This is a genomic window from Pararhizobium sp. LjRoot235 (assembly GCF_964254145.1).
In the GTDB taxonomy this organism is placed as follows: domain Bacteria; phylum Pseudomonadota; class Alphaproteobacteria; order Rhizobiales; family Rhizobiaceae; genus Pararhizobium.
The window spans coordinates 3,048,619-3,062,079 of record NZ_CAXUSP020000001.1 but is presented as its reverse complement, the minus strand read 5'-3'; the positions used below and the strand labels follow the sequence as shown (position 1 = coordinate 3,062,079).

The following is a 13,461-nucleotide window of genomic DNA, read 5'->3' as shown; positions in this document are numbered from 1 at the left end:
GCGGGTTCTCCACAGCGCAATGCCCTGCAATCCTTGCTGTTGCGGGTTTCTTGAGGTAGCAACAAAGCATGGGACAAAGCCTTTTGCCGCCGTCGGGCGGAGACGATCACATTCTGCCTGTTGACCTCAAGGCGGCGCTGGAAGAGCGCTACCTTGCCTATGCGCTGTCGACCATCATGCATCGCGCGCTGCCGGATGTTCGCGACGGCCTGAAGCCGGTGCATCGCCGCATTGTCCATGCGATGAGCGAAATGGGGCTGCGCTCCAACTCGTCGTTCAAGAAGTGCGCCCGCATCGTCGGTGACGTCATCGGTAAGTTCCACCCGCATGGCGACCAGTCGGTCTATGATGCACTGGTGCGCCTGGCGCAGGACTTCTCGCAGCGTTATCCGATCGTCGACGGGCAGGGCAACTTCGGCAATATCGACGGCGACAGCGCCGCCGCATACCGCTACACCGAAGCACGCATGACCGACGTGGCGAGCCTGCTTCTCGAAGGCATCGACCAGGACGCGTGCGATTTCCGCCCGACCTACAACGAGGAAGATCAGGAGCCCGTTGTTCTGCCGGGCGCCTTCCCGAACCTTTTGGCGAATGGCGCCTCCGGCATTGCCGTCGGCATGGCAACGTCCATTCCGCCGCACAACGCGCATGAACTCTGCGATGCGGCGCTGCACCTGATCAAGAAACCGGATGCGACCATCGAAGACCTGATGTTCGATCCGAACAACCCCGAACGGGGCGGGATCGAAGGCCCCGACCTTCCGACCGGCGGCATCATCATCGACAGCCGTGAGAGCATCATCGAAGCCTACAAGACCGGTCGCGGCGGTTTCCGCGTCCGGTCCAAATGGGAGGTCGAGGATACCGGCCGCGGCGGCTATCAGATCATCGTCACCGAAATCCCCTTCCAGGTGCAGAAGTCGCGGCTGATCGAGAAGATTGCCGAGCTTCTTTTGGCCCGCAAGCTGCCGCTCCTCGAAGACGTGCGCGACGAATCGGCCGAGGATATCCGCCTTGTGCTGGTGCCGAAGAGCCGTTCGGTCGACCCGACGATCCTGATGGAATCGCTGTTCAAGCTGTCGGAGCTCGAAAACCGCATTCCGCTCAACATGAACGTCCTGTCGATGGGCCGCGTGCCCAAGGTGATGGCGCTGAACGAGGTCCTGCTCGAATGGCTGGACCATCGCCGCGAAGTCTTGCTGCGCCGTTCGCGCTTCCGGCTCGCCGCCATCGACCGCCGGCTCGAAATTTTGGGCGGCTATCTCATTGCCTATCTCAATCTCGACGAAGTCATTCGCATCATCCGCGAGGAGGATGAACCGAAGCCCGCCCTGATCGAGCGCTTCACGCTCACCGACCTGCAGGCCGAATCGATCCTCAACATGCGGCTGCGCTCTTTGCGCAAGCTCGAGGAATTCGAGATCCGCACCGAATTCGATGCCTTGTCGAAGGAGAAGGCGGAAATCGAGGCGCTGCTCGCCTCCGACGACAAACAGTGGCAGACCGTCGCCTGGGAAATCGGCGAGGTGAAGAAGAAATTCGCCAAGGCCACCGAGATCGGCCGCCGCCGCACGCTGTTCTCGAACGCACCGGAAGCCGATTTGGAAGCGATCCAGCAGGCGATGATCGAGAAGGAGCCGATCACCGTCGTCATCTCCGAGAAGGGCTGGATCCGGGCGCTGAAGGGCCACATCTCCGATGTGTCGACCTTGCAGTTCAAGGAAGGCGACGGCCTGAAGCTGTCGTTCACGGCCTCTACCACCGACCGCATCCTCGTCGTCACCACCGGCGGCAAGGCCTATACGCTGGGCGGCGACAAATTGCCGGGCGGGCGCGGCCATGGCGAGCCGCTGCGCATCATCGTCGACATGGAAAACGACCAGGACGTGCTCACGGCCTTCGTGCATGACCCCGCCCGCAAGCTGCTGATCTCGTCGGCGGCCGGCAACGGTTTCGTTGTGCCGGAGGCCGACATGGTCGCCAACACTCGCAAGGGCAAGCAGATCATGAACGTCGCCATGCCGGACGAGGCAAAGCTCGTCATCCCGGTCAAGGGCGATCACGTTGCTGTTGTCGGCGAGAACCGCAAGATGCTGGTCTTCCCGCTCGCGCAGATTCCGGAAATGGGACGCGGCAAGGGCGTGCGGCTGCAGCGCTACAAAGACGGCGGCGTCTGCGACATCCGCTGCTTCGCCATCGCTGACGGCCTGACCTGGGCCGACAGCGCCGGCCGCAGTTTCGTTAAGACCAGGGACGAATTGATCGAATGGCTGGGCGACCGCGCGTCTGCGGGTAGGACGGTGCCGAAGGGCTTTCCGAGGAGCGGGAAGTTTACGGGGTAATTGGGCGCGCAGAACTAAGCCAGTTTAACCGAAACATCTCGGAGAAACCGCGCTGTGCCGTCTTCATCGATTTCACCCGCGGCAACGCCGAGCACAAATGCGATGATCGACGCCTGCTGGGCCTCGATCAGATATCCGTTGATCAGCAGGAAGGTGAACGCGGCAAGAAAGCCCGTCCGTTTATTCCCATCTGAGAACGGATGGTTGCGAACGATGCCGTATAGGTAAGCGGCAGCAAGAACAAAGAGTTCATTTTCGCCATAGGCAGCCTTGTTCAGCGGTCGCGCGAGGGCAGCCTCAAGCGCGTTTTCGTCCTTCAGACCGGGGAGGCCGCCATGTTCAGCAAGTTGCTCCCGGTGCATGATCTCCACGGCTTCGCGCGTCAACCATTTTGGTGATGTCATTTCGCGAGTTCACGAAGGGCGACGCGGTACTTTTCCATGCCCACGCGAGCGGCTTTTACCTGCTCGGTCAAATCTGCTTGCTGTACGACCAGTTGCATGCCGTTGTTGACCTCCTGGAGGCTGAGTTCATCCCCGGCCTTCAAGCCCAACCGGTCAAGAACCTCTTTCGGAATGATCACGCCTTCGGAGTTGCCGATCTTTCGAATGGTCACGTTCATGTGTGAACTCCTGATGTTATAACAGGTGTTATAACATCAGCCAGACAGTTCTACAATGCGATCTCTTAATGTATGGGCGGCGCAACGCCTGATGCGGATCGTTGCCGCATCTGCCACACCGAATGCCCGACTAGCGCGAGGATCAGGATCGCACCGCCGGCCAGTGTCTGGCTGGTTGGGACTTCGCTGAAGACGAGCCCGATCCAGATCGGGGCGAGGATGGTTTCGAGCAGGTAGAACATGCCGACTTCAGGAGCCGACAGGTAGCGCGGGCCGGTGGCGAGGCAGAAGAAGGCGAGCGGGATCATGACCAGCCCGTCGAACATGATCCAGCCGGGATGGGCGATTGCGAGGCCTTCGGCTGGCGACAGGAGGTAGCCGAGGATGCAGGGGAAGATGGCGGTTGCGAGCGGCACCAGTCCCATGTCTTTGCCGCTGGCGCGACTGACGGTGATGGCCGAGGCGAGCAGCAAGGCCGAGCAGACAGCCATGGCATCGCCGAAGACGCCGCCGCTCTGCAAACCGTCCAGGACGATCAGCCCGACACCGAACACCATGATAGCCATCGTCACCAAGGTCGCGTTGGATGGCCGTTCCTTCAGGAAGATCCAGGACAGCACGGCGGCGAACATCGAGGTGAAGGCGACGATGAAGACGACATTGGCGGTTGCGGTGTTGAAAACGGAAAGCAAAAAGGTGAAGGAGCCCAGGCCGTAGAACAGGCCGGCCGCCAGTCCCGACTTGCCCGGCAGCAGCGCGATTTTCCGCCCGAGAAACCGGTTGAGCACGACCCAGGCCAGAAGCGCCACCACGAAGGTGCAGAGGCTGCGGACGGCGAGCAGCGACCAGACTTCTCCGTCCGAGGAACGGATCAGCGGAATGTCGAAGGAGAGGGCAAGGCCGCCCAGCCCGGTGATGAGAAGGCCACGGCGATGGTGGATGGCATCGATGGTCTGGTTCAAGATTCAGTCCTGTACGGTGGCTGCGCTCTCGGCTGTATAGCGCTCCCAGCCGCGGGCCATAAGGTGTTCCTGCGGCAAAAACTTTGTCTTGTAGTCCATCTTGCGCGACCCCTTGACCCAGTAGCCGAGATAGACATGCGGCAGGCCGCGCTCCTGCGCCTTTCGGATATGGTCGAGGATCATGTATGTGCCGAGCGAGCGGTGCGATAGGTCCGGGTCGAAATAGGAATAGACCATCGACATGCCGTCAGCCATCTTGTCGGTGAGGGCGGCTGCGATCAGTGGCCCCTTGGCCTTGCCGATGCCGTCGCCTTCGACCTTCAGGCGGTACTCGATGATCTTGGTGTTGACATGCGTATCCTCCACCATCATCGCGTAATCGAGGACGGACATGTCCGACATGCCGCCCTTCTGGTGGCGGTGGTCGAGATAGCGGCGGAACAGGTTGTACTGCTCGCCGGAGGGCTCGGCCGGATATTCGGTCGAAACCAGATCACTGTTGAGGGCAAGGATGCGCCGCATCGAGCGGCTGGGGGAAAATTCGCTGGCGATGATGCGCACCGAGATACAGGCCCGGCAGGTTTCGCAAGCCGGCCGGTAGGCGATGTTCTGTGACCGGCGGAAGCCGCCTTGCGTCAGGAGGTCATTGAGCTCGGGTGCCCGTTCGCCCACCATGTGGGTAAACACTTTCCGCTCCATCTCGTGCGGCAGATAGGGGCAGGTCGCCGGTGCGGTCAGGTAGAACTGTGGAGACGGTGCAGTTTGCGTGTTCATATGCTGCGGAGATCGCTCTTCAGGGCCGCTTCGAAAACATCAGCATGGCGCAAGATTGAAAAAGGTCAATCGCGACTTTTTGAACGTCGTGTCGCTCTGCGCTAAATCTGTGTTTTCGGCTGTTTTCGCCGCGGCGAGGGCAGGGCAGAACCCTTGCCGCCCTGCCGGCGGGCGAATCAATAAATGTCGCGGCGGACCGTCACCGTGCCGATCAGAAGGTCGTGCAGCAGGCGGCCGCGGTCGGTGAAGAGGCCGATCAGCAGGACCAGCGGGGTGAGCAGCGCGTTGGCGATCCAGAAGATCACCAGATGCACGATGGCGGTCAGAAAATCCATCGGCCGGCCGTCTGTTCGGGCAATGGCGATGCCCATCAAGTTCATGCCGGGCGAGGCCTGTTTCGGGCCGCCGACGGTCAGGCCGAAATAGAGCATGGCGAGACCGGCGAAGAGCACCGGATAGAGCAAGAAGCCGAGGCCGAGCGTCAGGATGCCGAGGAAGAAAACGACGACGGCGGCCGGGATCCACAGGAGTGCGACGATCGCATAGTCGATCACGAAAGCGATGACGCGGCGGCTCAAAACGCCCTGATAGGCCCGCCAGTCATTGCTCGGGATTCGCAAATTTTCATCCTGCACAGTCATGGCCGTTCTCCATCGTCAACAGGCACCGATATGGGGAGGGCGGGCGAAAAATGCAAATAGCGGGGGAAAATAGAGGCGCAAGCGGCCGGCTCATGCCGAACGGACTGCAGTTACGTGCAGCCATGCCGTTGTCTCGCCGTCGTAACCGCCACCGCTGTTCTCGTCGATTTCAACGCTCATCCAAACGAGCGGTGTATATTGTGACATCAGCCACTCGCGCGATGGATAGTTGTAGTAGCGCTGAAACCGGTCACGTCCTTCCGCCGCCCCAGCCTTGAAACTGGCGTAGAAGACACCGCCTGGCTTGAGGGCGCGATGAATGCGGGCGAGCACAAGGGCGAGTTTCGGGCGCGGGACATGCAGCAGACAGGCATTCGCCCAGATACCCTGATATATGTCGGCCTGTTCCAGCTGATCAAACGGAAGAACGGTGACCGGTCGCCCGAGCAATCGTTCCGCCTGCCGTGCCATTTCCGGCGAACCGTCGGTTGATGTAACGTCGAAACCGCGCGTCAGCATAACAAGGCTGTCCTGTCCGCCGCCGCATCCCAGTTCGAGAATTTTCGCGCCGGCAGGCAGCGTCGCAAGGAAGGGGTCGAGGCGTTTGCTCGTCGCTCCGCGTGCATGCAGCGAATAGGTTTCCGCTTCAGCGGCGTAAAAGTTCAAGGTCTCGACGTCCAGGCTATCCCCTGTGTCGCTTCCAAACGGCGTCAAGGCCGCTTCGCCAGAATTCGCGCCACGTCCATGGCAAAATAGCTGAGGATACCGTCGCAGCCGGCGCGCTTGAAGGCGAGCAGGGTTTCCAGCATGACGCGTTCGCCATCGATCCAGCCGTTGGCGGCAGCCGCCTTGATCATCGTGTACTCGCCGGAGACCTGGTAGGCGAAGACCGGCAGGCCGAAACTTTCCTTCATGCGCCAGCAGATGTCGAGATAGGGCAGGCCGGGCTTGACCATCAGCATGTCGGCGCCTTCCTCGACATCGAGGGCGGCGTCGCGCATCGCCTCGGTGCCGTTGGCGGGGTCGATGTAGTAGGTCTTCTTGTCGCCCTTGAGCAGGCCGCCGGTGCCGATCGCCTCGCGATAGGGGCCGTAGAAGGCGGAGGCGAATTTTGTAGCATAGGACATGATGCCGACATTCTGGTGGCCTGCCGCATCGAGTGCCCGGCGGATGGCCCCGACGCGGCCGTCCATCATGTCGGAGGGGGCGATGATGTCGGCGCCGGCCTCGGCCTGCACGACGGCGGCCCTGGCGATCTGCGCAACCGTCTCGTCGTTGACGATCTCGCCGTTGCGCAGGATGCCGTCATGGCCGTGGCTGGTGAACGGATCGAGCGCCACGTCGGTGATGACGCCGATGTTCGGCACGGCTTTTTTGATCGCCCGCGTCGTCTCGTTGATCAGATTGTTGGCCGCAAGGCTGTTGGAGCCGGTTTCGTCGCGCAGCCGCATCTCGATATTGGGAAAGGTGGCGAGGGCCGGAATGCCGAGATCGGCGGCTTCCTTTGCTGCCTCGACGGCCTTGTCGATGCTCATGCGGTTGACGCCGGGCATCGCCTCGATTGGCACGACGATGCCGGAGCCGGGAACGACGAAGATCGGCCAGATCAGATCATCGGCCGTCAGCCGGTTCTCCTGCACCATCCGGCGCGTCCAGTCGGCCTTGCGGTTGCGGCGCATGCGCCGGTGGCCGGTGATGAGGTCAACAGGGTTGGTCTTGTCGGTCATGTCGTCGTCTTTCGGTCCGTTCGTGTGCGTGGTGGCGGTTTATCATGCGGGGCGGGCAAAGGAAAATGATTGAGGTGCGGCACGTTTGCTCTCCCCTCACGCGCGAGGTGCGGTTGCCGCAAGCGCCTTCCTCCACGCGCGGAAAAACCGCCGTGGGCGTGAAGGAGCAGTTCGGACGGGGCGCTGAAAGCTGCCTCGTTTGGATAGTAAAAAGTGACACCTCTCAGCGCCCCGTTCGGCGGTTTTTGTCCGCAAACGCGTTCCGCTACGGCCTCGTCGGCCCTCTGTGCATCGCACGCCCGCAGCAGCATCAGCCTGCGGAGGGGAACCTTCTTGCGAACCCCGATCGCAAGGACTTCCGTCCTTTCCTCGAAACCGGCGCCGGCCCCGCCGGCTGCCACGGCTGGCAGCGTATCCGAGGGCGGGACGGGGGGATTATGGCAGAGGTTTTTGGGACGGGGATATTGAGCGCATGGCGGAGATCCCCTCACCAACAAAATCTAACACTTAGCCTTTGGCTAAGATGTTGATTTTGTGTCCTCTCCCACTGGGGGAGAGGTAGCGCGTGCCGCGCCCTTGCGGCAGACTGTCCTCCCCGTTTTAAGCGAGAGGATGCCGCGGATTACCTCTCCCCTTGTGGAAGAGGAAGCAATTTCAACATTTAGCGCAGCTAAGTGTTAGAAATTGCAGGTGAGGGGCTTGGTGTGCGCCGCATCGCTCGTCATGCAGCAAAAAACGCCACATCAATGATCCCCTGCCGCATTTTTCACCATGCTCATGGCGATAAGACACTAAGTGCCTGACTCGGCACCTTTCTGAAATTTGGCACGCAGCTTGCTCTCCTGTCTGGTATGCAAGATTTACATACAGCACAGACGGCGCAGGACGATATCGAGCGGTCCATTGTCTCCGGTATCCTTTCGGCCCGCATCAAACCCGGCACGCGCCTCAGCGAGAACCAGCTTGCAACGGTTTTCGGCGTCTCGCGCACGCGGGTGCGGGAGGCGATGATGCGGCTTGAAACCCGCGCCATCGTCCATGTCAGCCCTCGCCGCGGCTGGTTCGTGGCCGAACCCTCGGCTGGCGAAGCCATGACGGTGTACGCCGCCCGGCGTGTCATCGAATCCGGCCTGCTTCGCTCGATGAGCGAATTGACGGAGGCCGGGCGAGCGAAACTGCACGCGCATCTCGCCGAGGAAAAGGAGGCGATTGCCGCCGGCGACAAGCAGCGTCTCACCTGCCTGATGGGCGATTTCCATATTCGGCTGGCGGAGTTGAGCGGCAATACGGTGCTCATCGACATCCTGCGCGACCTGACGGCGCGGACCATCCTGATTTCCCTGCTCTACCAGTCGGATTTCCACGCCATGCAGTCCCATCTCGGCCACTGCGCGATCGTCGACGCCTTGGAGGTCGGCGACTTCACGAAAGCCGCCGAACTCAGCATCTCGCATCTCGAGGAGGTCGAGGAAGGTCTCGACCTGACGTCGCGCCGCGATCCGCTGTCGGAACTGCGCACCTCGCTTTCCCTTCCACCCGCGGCCGCGAACTCGAAAGTGGCGGCCGTCTCATCCCAGAAGAAATAATTGTCAAAGGAGAACAGCATGACATTCACCAAACATCTCGCCGTCGCGGCGATGGCCGTTGCCGCCATCTTTGTCACGGCATCGGCCTCCCGCGCCGATGCGCTTGCCGACATCACCGCGCGCGGCACGATCCGCGTCGCCGTGCCGCAGGATTTCCCGCCCTTCGGCAGCGTCGGCACCGACATGGCGCCGATGGGCTACGACATCGACATGGCAAACCTCATTGCCGAAAAGCTCGGCGTGAAGACCGAACTCGTGCCAGTCACCAGCGCCAACCGCATTCCCTACCTGCAGACCAACAAGGTCGATCTGGTGATTTCAAGCCTCGGCAAGAATGCCGAACGCGAAGCGGTGATCGACTTCTCCACTTCGTACGCCCCGTTCTTCAACGGCGTCTTCGCGCCTGCCGATGTTACCGTGACGAAGGTAGAGGAGCTTTCCGGCAAGACCATCGGCGTCACGCGCGGTGCTGTCGAGGATCTGGAACTGACCAAGATCGCTCCCTCCGATGCGACGATCAAGCGCTACGAGGACAACAACGGAACGATCTCCGCCTTCCTCTCCGGTCAGGTGGACGTCGTCGCGACCGGTAACGTCGTTGCGGCCGCCATCCTTGCCAAGAACCCGCCGAAGCGCCCGGAGCTGAAGTTCCTGATCAAGAACTCTCCCTGCTACATCGGCATGAACAAGAACGAGGCGGCGCTGCTCGAAAAGGTCAACGGCGTCATCGCCGCCGCCAAGACGGACGGCACGCTCAACGGCATCTCCCAGAAATGGCTCGGCGCCGATCTTCCGGCCGACCTCTGACCGGATTGATGGTCGCCATCCCGCACGTAGCGGGATGGCGAAACCGCCGTTGAAGACGAAGAGGGGCACAACTTGAACTATGTTTTTGAATTCGGCTGGTTAGCCCAATATTATCCTGAGATCGTCAAGGGCGTTCTGATAACCCTCCAGCTGATTGCCGTTGGCGCGGTGCTCGGAATATCGCTGGGCATCTTCTGTGCCTGGGCGCGGGCGCTGGGACCGGCCTGGCTGAAGCCGATCGTCGCCACCTATGTCGAGATGATCCGCAACACGCCGTTCCTGATCCAGCTTTTCTTCATCTTCTTCGGCCTGCCGTCGCTCGGCCTGCAACTTGGCGAACTGACGGCCGCCAACATCGCAATGGTGGTCAATCTCGGCGCCTATAGCTGCGAGATCATCCGCGCCGGCATCCAGGCGACGCCGAAGGGCCAGTTCGAGGCCGGTGCCAGCCTTGCCATGAGCCGCTTCGAGACCTTCCGCCATGTCGTGCTGGTGCCCTCGCTGCAGCGGATCTGGCCGGCCTTATCCTCGCAGGTGGTCATCGTCATGCTCGGCTCGTCGGTGGTGTCGCAGATCGCGGCGGAGGACCTGACCTTTGCCGCCAATTTTATCCAGTCGCGGACCTTCCGGGCCTTCGAGGCCTATATGGTTTCGACCCTCATCTATCTCTGCCTTGCCGTCCTGCTGCGCCAGACACTGGCCGTCCTGGGCGGCTTCATCTTTCCCCGAAGGGCGGCGCAATGATCGAATTTTCCACATGGGACATCCTGCGCAATCTCCTGCTGGCGACGCGCTGGACCATCCTTTTGTCACTCGTCTCCTTCATCGGGGGCGGGGCGGTCGGGCTGCTCCTGCTTTTCCTGCGCATCAGCAAGCGCAAGGCAGCGCGTGCCTTCGCCAAATCTTACATCGAGCTGTTTCAGGGAACGCCACTCCTGATGCAGCTCTTCATCGCCTTTTTCGGCCTGGGGCTCTTCGGCATCGACGTGCCGGCCTGGCTTGCCGCGGGTCTGGCGCTCATCCTGTGGACGGCATCGTTTCTCGCCGAAATCTGGCGGGGCTGCGTGGAATCCATCGTTAGGGGGCAATGGGAGGCGTCTGCCAGCCTCGGCATGGGGCGGTTGCAGCAGATGCGCTACGTCATCCTGCCGCAGGCGCTGAAGATCGCCGTGCCGCCGACCGTCGGCTTCTCGGTGCAGGTCGTCAAGGGAACGGCGCTGACCTCGATCATCGGTTTCGTCGAACTGTCGAAGGCCGGCACTGTCGTCACCAATGCCACCTTCCAGCCCTTCACCGTCTACGGCCTTGTCGCCCTCATCTATTTCGCGCTCTGCTGGCCCTTGTCCAAGAGCAGCCAAATTCTCGAAAGGAAGCTCAATGTCGCTCATCGAAATCACTGAGGTCCGCAAAAGCTACGGGACCAACGAGGTTCTCAAGGGCATCAATCTTAACGTCGAGCCCGGCGAGGTGATCGCCATCATCGGCAAGAGCGGTTCGGGCAAGTCGACGCTGCTTCGCTGCATCAACGGACTGGAGACGATCACGCAAGGCTCGATCTCCGTTGCCGGTGCGCAGCTCATCGACGACGAGGTGCACCTGAAGGCGCTCAGGCTGAAGGTCGGGATGATCTTCCAGCAGTTCAATCTCTTCCCGCATCTGACGGTCGGCGGCAACGTCATCCTCTCCCAGTCCGTCGTCAAGAAGACCGGCAAGGCGGAAGCCGAGGCGATGGCGCGCAAGATGCTCGATCGCGTCGGGCTGGCGCACAAGTTCGACGCCTATCCGGACGAGCTTTCCGGCGGCCAGCAGCAACGCGTCGCGATCGCCCGGGCGCTCGCCATGCAGCCGATCGCCCTTCTCTGCGACGAAATCACCTCGGCGCTTGATCCCGAACTGGTGTCGGAGGTGCTCGCGGTCGTTCGGGAGCTTGCCGCGGAAGGCATGACGCTTCTGATGGTGACGCACGAAATGAAGTTTGCCCGCGACGTCTGCTCGCGGGTCGTCTTCATGCACCAGGGGCGGGTGCACGAGATCGGCCCGCCGGACGAGGTCTTCGCCAATCCGAAGACACCGGAACTGCAGCAGTTTCTGGGCGTGCATTGAGGCGCGGGACTGGGGTGGTTCGCAGCGTCCGAGGCGGGCGAGGCATGGGCCGGGAGATCACCGTCTCCCCGGCCGGGAAGAGGGTGATGCCAGCGAACCTGCGCTCTCTGTTCGGCACCGATCCGGTGCATGTGCAAATGATACGCGATATAATTGTCTTGTATGGAGGCTGCAATTAGCGCATGTTTCGCGCTTCGGCAGCATTTTATGCGGGCGCTGCCGCTTGAGGGCCCTCATACCCTAGCCTCAATCAAAGGAGGACGTCGTGTCTTCCACCATCCAGCAAGATTTTGTCGATTCCATAGATCTGAGATCCATTGACCGGGGCCGCCATTGTGGCGTCGACTTGAAGCCGCCGGCTGCGACGTTGGCCGGGCGCTCGGAACTGATCTATTTTCTGCACAACCGGTTCAGACTTTCCGTGAGGATCAAGAACCTGCATGGCATAGGGAGCGGTGCGGACCAGCCGTTCTCGGATATGAACGCGCCTTGTGTCTCGCAGGCGGGAATCGCAGTCTACACTTGGAAGAACGGGCGAAGTGCACCTCTTCAGGCGAAAGAACAGGACGGGGTGGGACCCGAAGATGTTTAAGTCCGGCTTACCGGTCGCGCCTGCGGTGGCGCTGTTCCTGATCAAGTCGTCATTGGTCTTGTCCCTGATATTCGTCGCCTATTTCGCCATGCAGTAATTGCTTGTGCCTCATGCAAATCGAAAGTGCGTAATGACTCTGTCGTTTCCCAATAGTGCCCGCAGTTATGACGAAGCCAAAATGCGTGTCCGGTTTACCGGCTACGACGGCATGTTCGAGGTCAAATTCTTCGTGACCGCCGACGTTCTCGCCAAAGGACTGGTTTTACGGACCGCGGCGGAGCGGGACTATCTCGACGCTTTCGACAAGATGCGTCCCAAAATCCTGGACGTTGCGAAACGTGCATACAACGCGAAGCGGCAAGCCATGGTGCTTCTGGATTTGTCGAACTTCAGATAGTCTCGCGCAACGGGCGTATGCTCATTCGCGCGCATCCCCTAGAAAACATCCGTCTGGCAGCGCGCGCACCCGCCGCGCCATGGCTTCTGATACTGTGAAAGCCCGACAGGCTCGAGATCTGTTGTGCGGGCACATAGCTTCGACTTTCTGTGGAGAAGATAGCGAGGCCGCCGTTCCCTTTACCACGCAAAACACACGGCGGCCTCTAACCCTGCCCAGGGCTGAAAGCATGACGGTCGCGCATCAGGAATTATTCATGACTGACGCTAGTTTTGCATACGTTTGGCTGGAACCTGTTTTTCCAGTTTTTTGGCGTAGCGGATCAGATGGGCTCCGAGTTCCTTGGCCGCGGCCGGAGACATTGCCACCTGAAGCTGATGGGGCGAAAGTTCCGTGTCCCGGTACTGATCCCATTCCCTCTTGGAGATGGCGTAGCCGACCCGCATGATGACATGGTACGGGTCCGCGGTGGCCGTGCCCCATTCGAGGAGGGTGTAGGCTTTCAGTTTGTTCTCGAGGTCGACATCCCATTTCGACATGTCGCTTTCGCTCACGGCAAGGGCCTTCCCCATGATCGTCTCATCGCGTTGCTGTCGCGTTGTTTACAGTCAATAATTACCTGCAAATCTTCCAAAGCGCGCCTCTCTTTTAGACGTAGACGCATCCGGAAAAGGGGAGAGGTCGGCCATGAACATGAACGCCCACATCCAAGCAGCTACAGTCGGCAGTGATCAGCATAGCTTTTGTTGGGCGGCTTGCGGCGCTTGCGGCGCATCCTTGCTACCACCAATGTGCTCGACCCCCGTGGCCGCCAGCGTGGCTGCCCGCCCGGAGCAATGATTTGTCTCCGGTCCAGCCTGACATCACCTCTCGCGTCATCAGCAGGCGCTCCTTGCCGAAAACAT

The 13,461-nt window shown here is 60.9% G+C and carries 16 protein-coding genes; 8 read left to right on the top strand and 8 right to left on the bottom strand.

The window, feature by feature from the left end; translation table 11 throughout:
* Positions 1-68 precede the first annotated feature (68 nt).
* Complete coding sequence (parC, locus tag ACSQ2Z_RS14955; RefSeq protein ID WP_436081905.1) at positions 69-2,345, top strand: DNA topoisomerase IV subunit A; 2,277 nt, start codon at positions 69-71, stop codon at positions 2,343-2,345.
* A gap of 14 nt (positions 2,346-2,359) precedes the next feature.
* Here parC and ACSQ2Z_RS14950 read toward each other — a convergent pair whose 3' ends face one another.
* The 7 genes from ACSQ2Z_RS14950 to hemB form a co-directional block, all read right to left on the bottom strand.
* Entirely contained in the window at positions 2,360-2,749 is a 390-nt protein-coding gene (locus ACSQ2Z_RS14950) for a type II toxin-antitoxin system death-on-curing family toxin (protein WP_436081904.1), read from the bottom strand.
* A complete protein-coding gene (locus tag ACSQ2Z_RS14945; protein ID WP_436081903.1) occupies positions 2,746-2,967 on the bottom strand; it encodes an AbrB/MazE/SpoVT family DNA-binding domain-containing protein in 222 nt (73 codons plus the stop codon). Before ACSQ2Z_RS14945 ends, ACSQ2Z_RS14950 begins: the two co-directional genes overlap by 4 nt.
* Positions 2,968-3,032: 65 nt before the next feature.
* Positions 3,033-3,929 (bottom strand): DMT family transporter, encoded by an 897-nt coding sequence (locus ACSQ2Z_RS14940; protein WP_436081902.1) that lies wholly within the window; start codon positions 3,927-3,929, stop codon positions 3,033-3,035.
* 3 nt (positions 3,930-3,932) lie between these two features.
* Positions 3,933-4,703: an arginyltransferase gene (locus ACSQ2Z_RS14935; protein ID WP_436081901.1), complete on the bottom strand. Its 771-nt coding sequence runs from the start codon at positions 4,701-4,703 to the stop codon at positions 3,933-3,935.
* Positions 4,704-4,879: 176 nt separating this feature from the next.
* Positions 4,880-5,344 carry an RDD family protein gene (locus tag ACSQ2Z_RS14930; protein ID WP_436081900.1) on the bottom strand — a complete coding sequence of 155 codons (465 nt, stop codon included), beginning with the start codon at positions 5,342-5,344 and terminating at the stop codon, positions 4,880-4,882.
* 90 nt (positions 5,345-5,434) lie between these two features.
* The gene (locus tag ACSQ2Z_RS14925) at positions 5,435-6,010 is read right to left on the bottom strand and encodes a class I SAM-dependent methyltransferase (protein ID WP_436081899.1); all 576 of its coding nucleotides are present in this window, start codon (positions 6,008-6,010) and stop codon (positions 5,435-5,437) included.
* Positions 6,011-6,054: 44 nt separating this feature from the next.
* Entirely contained in the window at positions 6,055-7,071 is a 1,017-nt protein-coding gene (gene hemB, locus ACSQ2Z_RS14920; protein ID WP_436081898.1) for a porphobilinogen synthase, read from the bottom strand.
* An 851-nt stretch (positions 7,072-7,922) separates the two neighbouring features.
* Between hemB and ACSQ2Z_RS14915 the strand changes: the two genes are divergently transcribed.
* The 7 genes from ACSQ2Z_RS14915 (at position 7,923) to ACSQ2Z_RS14885 (ending at position 12,556) form a co-directional block, all read left to right on the top strand.
* Entirely contained in the window at positions 7,923-8,657 is a 735-nt protein-coding gene (locus tag ACSQ2Z_RS14915; RefSeq protein ID WP_436081897.1) for a GntR family transcriptional regulator, read from the top strand.
* Positions 8,658-8,708: 51 nt separating this feature from the next.
* Positions 8,709-9,464 carry a transporter substrate-binding domain-containing protein gene (locus ACSQ2Z_RS14910; protein ID WP_436083085.1) on the top strand — a complete coding sequence of 252 codons (756 nt, stop codon included), beginning with the start codon at positions 8,709-8,711 and terminating at the stop codon, positions 9,462-9,464.
* A gap of 72 nt (positions 9,465-9,536) precedes the next feature.
* Positions 9,537-10,208 carry an amino acid ABC transporter permease gene (locus ACSQ2Z_RS14905; protein ID WP_436081896.1) on the top strand — a complete coding sequence of 224 codons (672 nt, stop codon included), beginning with the start codon at positions 9,537-9,539 and terminating at the stop codon, positions 10,206-10,208.
* Positions 10,205-10,864, top strand: a complete 660-nt coding sequence (locus tag ACSQ2Z_RS14900) for an amino acid ABC transporter permease (protein WP_436081895.1) — start codon at positions 10,205-10,207, stop codon at positions 10,862-10,864. The genes ACSQ2Z_RS14905 and ACSQ2Z_RS14900 overlap by 4 nt, the downstream gene beginning before the upstream one ends.
* Positions 10,842-11,567 (top strand): amino acid ABC transporter ATP-binding protein, encoded by a 726-nt coding sequence (locus ACSQ2Z_RS14895; RefSeq protein ID WP_436081894.1) that lies wholly within the window; start codon positions 10,842-10,844, stop codon positions 11,565-11,567. The genes ACSQ2Z_RS14900 and ACSQ2Z_RS14895 overlap by 23 nt, the downstream gene beginning before the upstream one ends.
* Positions 11,568-11,832: 265 nt before the next feature.
* Entirely contained in the window at positions 11,833-12,159 is a 327-nt protein-coding gene (locus tag ACSQ2Z_RS14890; protein WP_436081893.1) for a hypothetical protein, read from the top strand.
* Between the two features lie 130 nt (positions 12,160-12,289).
* The gene (locus ACSQ2Z_RS14885) at positions 12,290-12,556 is read left to right on the top strand and encodes a DUF1488 domain-containing protein (RefSeq protein ID WP_436081892.1); all 267 of its coding nucleotides are present in this window, start codon (positions 12,290-12,292) and stop codon (positions 12,554-12,556) included.
* Positions 12,557-12,822: 266 nt separating this feature from the next.
* Here the strand turns inward: ACSQ2Z_RS14885 and ACSQ2Z_RS14880 are convergent, their stop codons facing one another.
* Positions 12,823-13,128, bottom strand: a complete 306-nt coding sequence (locus tag ACSQ2Z_RS14880; protein ID WP_436081891.1) for a hypothetical protein — start codon at positions 13,126-13,128, stop codon at positions 12,823-12,825.
* Positions 13,129-13,461 lie beyond the last annotated feature (333 nt).

What these genes read in the sequence shown, in the direction of transcription:
- ACSQ2Z_RS14895 (WP_436081894.1), top strand. Translation starts at nt 10,842, where the DNA reads ATGTCGCTCATCGAAATCACTGAGGTCCGCAAAAGCTACGGGACCAAC.
- hemB (WP_436081898.1), bottom strand. Translation starts at nt 7,071, where the DNA reads ATGACCGACAAGACCAACCCTGTTGACCTCATCACCGGCCACCGGCGC.
- ACSQ2Z_RS14900 (WP_436081895.1), top strand. Translation starts at nt 10,205, where the DNA reads ATGATCGAATTTTCCACATGGGACATCCTGCGCAATCTCCTGCTGGCG.
- ACSQ2Z_RS14935 (WP_436081901.1), bottom strand. Translation starts at nt 4,703, where the DNA reads ATGAACACGCAAACTGCACCGTCTCCACAGTTCTACCTGACCGCACCG.
- ACSQ2Z_RS14910 (WP_436083085.1), top strand. Translation starts at nt 8,709, where the DNA reads ATGGCCGTTGCCGCCATCTTTGTCACGGCATCGGCCTCCCGCGCCGAT.
- ACSQ2Z_RS14880 (WP_436081891.1), bottom strand. Translation starts at nt 13,128, where the DNA reads ATGGGGAAGGCCCTTGCCGTGAGCGAAAGCGACATGTCGAAATGGGAT.
- ACSQ2Z_RS14945 (WP_436081903.1), bottom strand. Translation starts at nt 2,967, where the DNA reads ATGAACGTGACCATTCGAAAGATCGGCAACTCCGAAGGCGTGATCATT.
- parC (WP_436081905.1), top strand. Translation starts at nt 69, where the DNA reads ATGGGACAAAGCCTTTTGCCGCCGTCGGGCGGAGACGATCACATTCTG.
- ACSQ2Z_RS14930 (WP_436081900.1), bottom strand. Translation starts at nt 5,344, where the DNA reads ATGACTGTGCAGGATGAAAATTTGCGAATCCCGAGCAATGACTGGCGG.
- ACSQ2Z_RS14885 (WP_436081892.1), top strand. Translation starts at nt 12,290, where the DNA reads ATGACTCTGTCGTTTCCCAATAGTGCCCGCAGTTATGACGAAGCCAAA.
- ACSQ2Z_RS14915 (WP_436081897.1), top strand. Translation starts at nt 7,923, where the DNA reads ATGCAAGATTTACATACAGCACAGACGGCGCAGGACGATATCGAGCGG.
- ACSQ2Z_RS14950 (WP_436081904.1), bottom strand. Translation starts at nt 2,749, where the DNA reads ATGACATCACCAAAATGGTTGACGCGCGAAGCCGTGGAGATCATGCAC.